Source organism: Opitutales bacterium, from assembly GCA_013215165.1.
GTDB lineage: Bacteria > Verrucomicrobiota > Verrucomicrobiia > Opitutales > JABSRG01 > JABSRG01.
This window is the reverse complement of sequence record JABSRG010000125.1, coordinates 1-3,305: the sequence shown is the minus strand read 5'-3', so window position 1 is coordinate 3,305 and position 3,305 is coordinate 1. Positions and strand designations below refer to the sequence as shown.

Annotated in this window: 6 protein-coding genes; 5 read left to right on the top strand and 1 reads right to left on the bottom strand. The window is 48.3% G+C overall.

Annotated elements, in window-relative coordinates:
- The first annotated feature begins 487 nt into the window (after nucleotides 1-487).
- On the top strand, nucleotides 488-814 hold the full coding sequence (locus HRU10_15235; protein ID NRA28586.1) for a hypothetical protein: 327 nt from the start codon (nucleotides 488-490) through the stop codon (nucleotides 812-814).
- 369 nt (nucleotides 815-1,183) lie between these two features.
- On the opposite strand, the gene HRU10_15230 is transcribed toward HRU10_15235, so the two are convergent.
- Nucleotides 1,184-1,585: a hypothetical protein gene (locus HRU10_15230; protein NRA28585.1), complete on the bottom strand. Its 402-nt coding sequence runs from the start codon at nucleotides 1,583-1,585 to the stop codon at nucleotides 1,184-1,186.
- A 110-nt stretch (nucleotides 1,586-1,695) separates the two neighbouring features.
- On the opposite strand from HRU10_15230, the gene HRU10_15225 reads away from it, so the two are divergent.
- The 4 genes from HRU10_15225 (at nucleotide 1,696) to HRU10_15210 (ending at nucleotide 2,946) form a co-directional block, all read left to right on the top strand.
- Nucleotides 1,696-1,860 carry a hypothetical protein gene (locus HRU10_15225; GenBank protein ID NRA28584.1) on the top strand — a complete coding sequence of 55 codons (165 nt, stop codon included), beginning with the start codon at nucleotides 1,696-1,698 and terminating at the stop codon, nucleotides 1,858-1,860.
- Nucleotides 1,861-1,898: 38 nt separating this feature from the next.
- Nucleotides 1,899-2,099: a hypothetical protein gene (locus HRU10_15220; protein ID NRA28583.1), complete on the top strand. Its 201-nt coding sequence runs from the start codon at nucleotides 1,899-1,901 to the stop codon at nucleotides 2,097-2,099.
- 163 nt (nucleotides 2,100-2,262) lie between these two features.
- Nucleotides 2,263-2,478: a PIN domain-containing protein gene (locus HRU10_15215; GenBank protein ID NRA28582.1), complete on the top strand. Its 216-nt coding sequence runs from the start codon at nucleotides 2,263-2,265 to the stop codon at nucleotides 2,476-2,478.
- A gap of 123 nt (nucleotides 2,479-2,601) precedes the next feature.
- Nucleotides 2,602-2,946 carry a hypothetical protein gene (locus tag HRU10_15210; GenBank protein ID NRA28581.1) on the top strand — a complete coding sequence of 115 codons (345 nt, stop codon included), beginning with the start codon at nucleotides 2,602-2,604 and terminating at the stop codon, nucleotides 2,944-2,946.
- The last annotated feature ends 359 nt before the right edge of the window (nucleotides 2,947-3,305 follow it).

The window sequence follows — 3,305 nt, the reverse complement described above, 5'->3', positions numbered from 1 at the left end:
TAGACACGATCAACCGCTACAGCCCATCAATACTCAGGTTTGATCTCCGCCATCAGGTCTTATGGGATGGCTGTGCTTTTTTATCATCTTATATTGAGGCGAATTCTTCTCCAACGGCACCTTATTTATACAGTGAGAGAGTAGAACAGAACACGAGAGTGATGGGTGGAGTTCATCCAGCAGCTAACTTTATTTCACCAGGTCCTGCTGGACCTTTGAAGGGAATTGGAACTGCTGCGAAAAACACGTTTAAGTGGATAAAATCTGGTAAATCTGGCGGCTATATTCAGTTTTTCACGCACTTTAAAGCGAGTCAGTCTGCCACCTCTGTATTCAGTCAGTTAACTGGTAGAAACCCAAGTAGGGCCTTGGACATATTTGAGTCAGACACGTTACGAGTTATATATCGTCAAACGAGTAAGTCTGGAGGTGAAACGATTGAAGTAGTTAACCATTTGCGGCGAACCATTGAAAAGATACATGTAAAATGATCTCAAATGATAAGTATCTTTGGTTAATAGAAGAGTCCATCCGTGCAGTAGCAGGATGGAATGAAGGAAGGCTTTCAGAAGAGGACATCTTGCTTGAATTTGATCGGTTGCAGGATGTAATAATTGACGAACCTGAATATCCTGAAAAAGACTACAGAAGTTTGGTTCAGGAAATTATTGTTAACCTCAATATGACTTACAATCAGGGTATTAAACGGAAACATGCTCCGGGCTTCTTAGAAGTATTAGAGTTGGCTAGAAGCGGTGACTCGGAATCTTCTATATCAGGATGGAGTTTATTACATAGAATTCTAGATGAATAGTTAGCTCTGAAAGCTAAAATCTTCTCTTAACCTTAATCCTCCTTTTCTAGTTCACTGCCCTCGGAACCAATCGAACGTCCCCAGCGAGCACAGTCGTCGCCAGGTGCTTGCTTACGCTGCGACACCGGATCACCGCCTCTGCTCTCATCCTTCCCGGGGTGCTCCGCTTTGGCTGTAGCCTCCGCGGAGTCCTCCCTCCGTTCCAGGTATTAGGTATTACCACTTTTTTTGACATCGTAATTTTGCTCAAATTGTCGTCGTAGAGTTTTGGGCGGTTTTGCCGGATTGAGGTCGTATTTTGTGCTCATTTTTGTCGTAGGCTTACGATGAAAAAGGCCCGATGGGTTTTATCCATCGGGCCTTTCTTTTTTATAGAAGGGTCAGTTGCTGAGGGTTGGGGTTGGGGTCGTGTTGTGGGGGATGTTTGCGACGTTTTTGGCGGTGTAGGATGTGGTGGGCTTGGGCCAGGGGCGTTACGATGTCTTCGGGGCGGTTTTTTGACCGGTTGGGGTTGAGGAGGATGTCGATGCTATGGAGTTGGTTGCGGATGTGTTTGAGCTGTTCGTAGAGGGTGTCCCCGTGATGGTTGAACCATTGCTGGATGGTTTTGAGTAGGTAGGCGGGGACGTAGTCTCGGTAGCGCTCAGGCTGGCCGTGTGTTACGATGGCGTCGATCCGGTCGGTGAGGAGCTGCTCGTAGTGTTGGGCGGTGATGGGGAGGGCGCGTTGTTCGAGCCATGTGGCCGGCCATGTGATTGCGTAGAGGAGCATCCGTCGGTCTTGGTGGAATCGTTTTGGATTCTGTAACTGGGCGTGGAGGCGTTGTTGTATTTAGTCAAGAATGCACTCTTTGGGGAGGGTGTATTTAGTCACCATTCTGCGTGATTCAGCAATCACTTGATCACGCTGATTTATCGACGACGCAGATCTATTTCCAGGTAGCGATTAGAAAGCTCAGGGAGATCTACACAGCGACGCATCCGGCCCAGGTGGGAAACACGGTGTTCGATGAACTCAAAGCCGAAATCGAGGACGACGACAGTTGACTTGCCGTTTTGAGGCAAATGGGCAAATTAAACGTATTATGACTGCATTAGAAAGCGCCATGGAGAAACTAAAAGTCCTCCCAGAGGATAAGCTGGAAGCCGTCTCGCATTACATCGACAGCCTAACCGACCGACCCAAAGGACGTTTTGACGACCTCGTCGGATGCATGGAAGCTGGAGAAGTTGATAAAATGGAACGCGCTATAAACGAGGCCTTCGAGCGTATCGATGAATACTAGGATTGTTTTGGATACCAGCGCCGTGCTGGCCTACTTTCAAGGCAGTGATGTAGCCAGAGAAGCTATGAATCAGGCCGAAGTCGTTTACCTGCCTTCTGTCAGTGTAGGAGAACTTTAATTTGGCGCGCGCAAGTGTAGCCGACCTTCCAAGGAGGAGGTTAAGATCGAAGCGATCATTGATCGAACTCAAGCAATCGATGTCAATTTCGCCACGGCTAGAGTTTATGCAGCAGTCATTCATCAGCTCGAGGCGGAAGGTAAGCGTATCCCGCTTAACGATATCTGGATTGCAGCGATGGCCATGCAGCATGGCTGCACGCTATTGGCAAGAGATGCCCACTTTACCCGAATCGAAGGGCTAAAACTTATTGCACTTTGATGCTCTGAGCAGATTTTATCCACGGTGCACAAATTGGTTTTTTAAAAAAAAGAGACGTTAATACATATTTAGACACTTCAGCAGATTTTTTGTCTTTCTGAAAGATGAGAACACGACGAATTTATGAAAACGCTGAAGCAGCGTTTTTCGATTTGGTTTAATCGCAGTTGCCGGCGTTATGACCCGGTGTGGTGCGATCGGTTTAAAAGCACTGTTGTCGAAGACGATCCGGTGGTGCTGCGGACGGTGGCGGCCTATATCGACTTGAATCCAGTGCGAGCAAAGCTGGTGGATGATCCGAAGGATTATCGTTTCTGTGGCTATGCTGAGGCGCTGGCGGGACAGGGGCAATTGCGGGCAGCTCTGTGTGCGATGACCCTGCATGAGGGACGCAAAAGGGGGCAGCAATGGTCTTTCATTCAAGGACAAAATTGGGGTTTTGAGGATGCGGTTGAGCAGCACGATTAGCACACGCATCACGGCTGTTAGCGCGAGTTTTGGAGGCTTCCCATTGTTGATCAGTTTGTCGTAAAAGGCTTTGAGAATCGGGTTGTGGCGTAAGCGTCCGTTTGTGCACGTTTCAGACACTGAGTCGCCGTTGATGCGACTCTGGATACCGAGCTGAGGCTCTGCGTTTCCTTGGGGAAGAACGCTCGGTTTTGGTCGTGTAAGGGGTGGAATAGGGGCGGAATTCTTTTTTGTCGTGATCGTTGTCGGTCTATGACTTAGACCAATTCGACGGTATAGAATCGGGTGCAATTGAGGGGACGGGGAGTTCTTTGCACTGGATATACAACGATCACCGTAAAAGAGAGGAGCTATTACTC

Excerpts from the sequence above, each read along its gene's own strand:
- HRU10_15230 (NRA28585.1), bottom strand. The coding sequence starts at position 1,585 with ATGCTCCTCTACGCAATCACATGGCCGGCCACATGGCTCGAACAACGC.
- HRU10_15210 (NRA28581.1), top strand. The coding sequence starts at position 2,602 with ATGAAAACGCTGAAGCAGCGTTTTTCGATTTGGTTTAATCGCAGTTGC.
- HRU10_15235 (NRA28586.1), top strand. The coding sequence starts at position 488 with ATGATCTCAAATGATAAGTATCTTTGGTTAATAGAAGAGTCCATCCGT.
- HRU10_15220 (NRA28583.1), top strand. The coding sequence starts at position 1,899 with ATGACTGCATTAGAAAGCGCCATGGAGAAACTAAAAGTCCTCCCAGAG.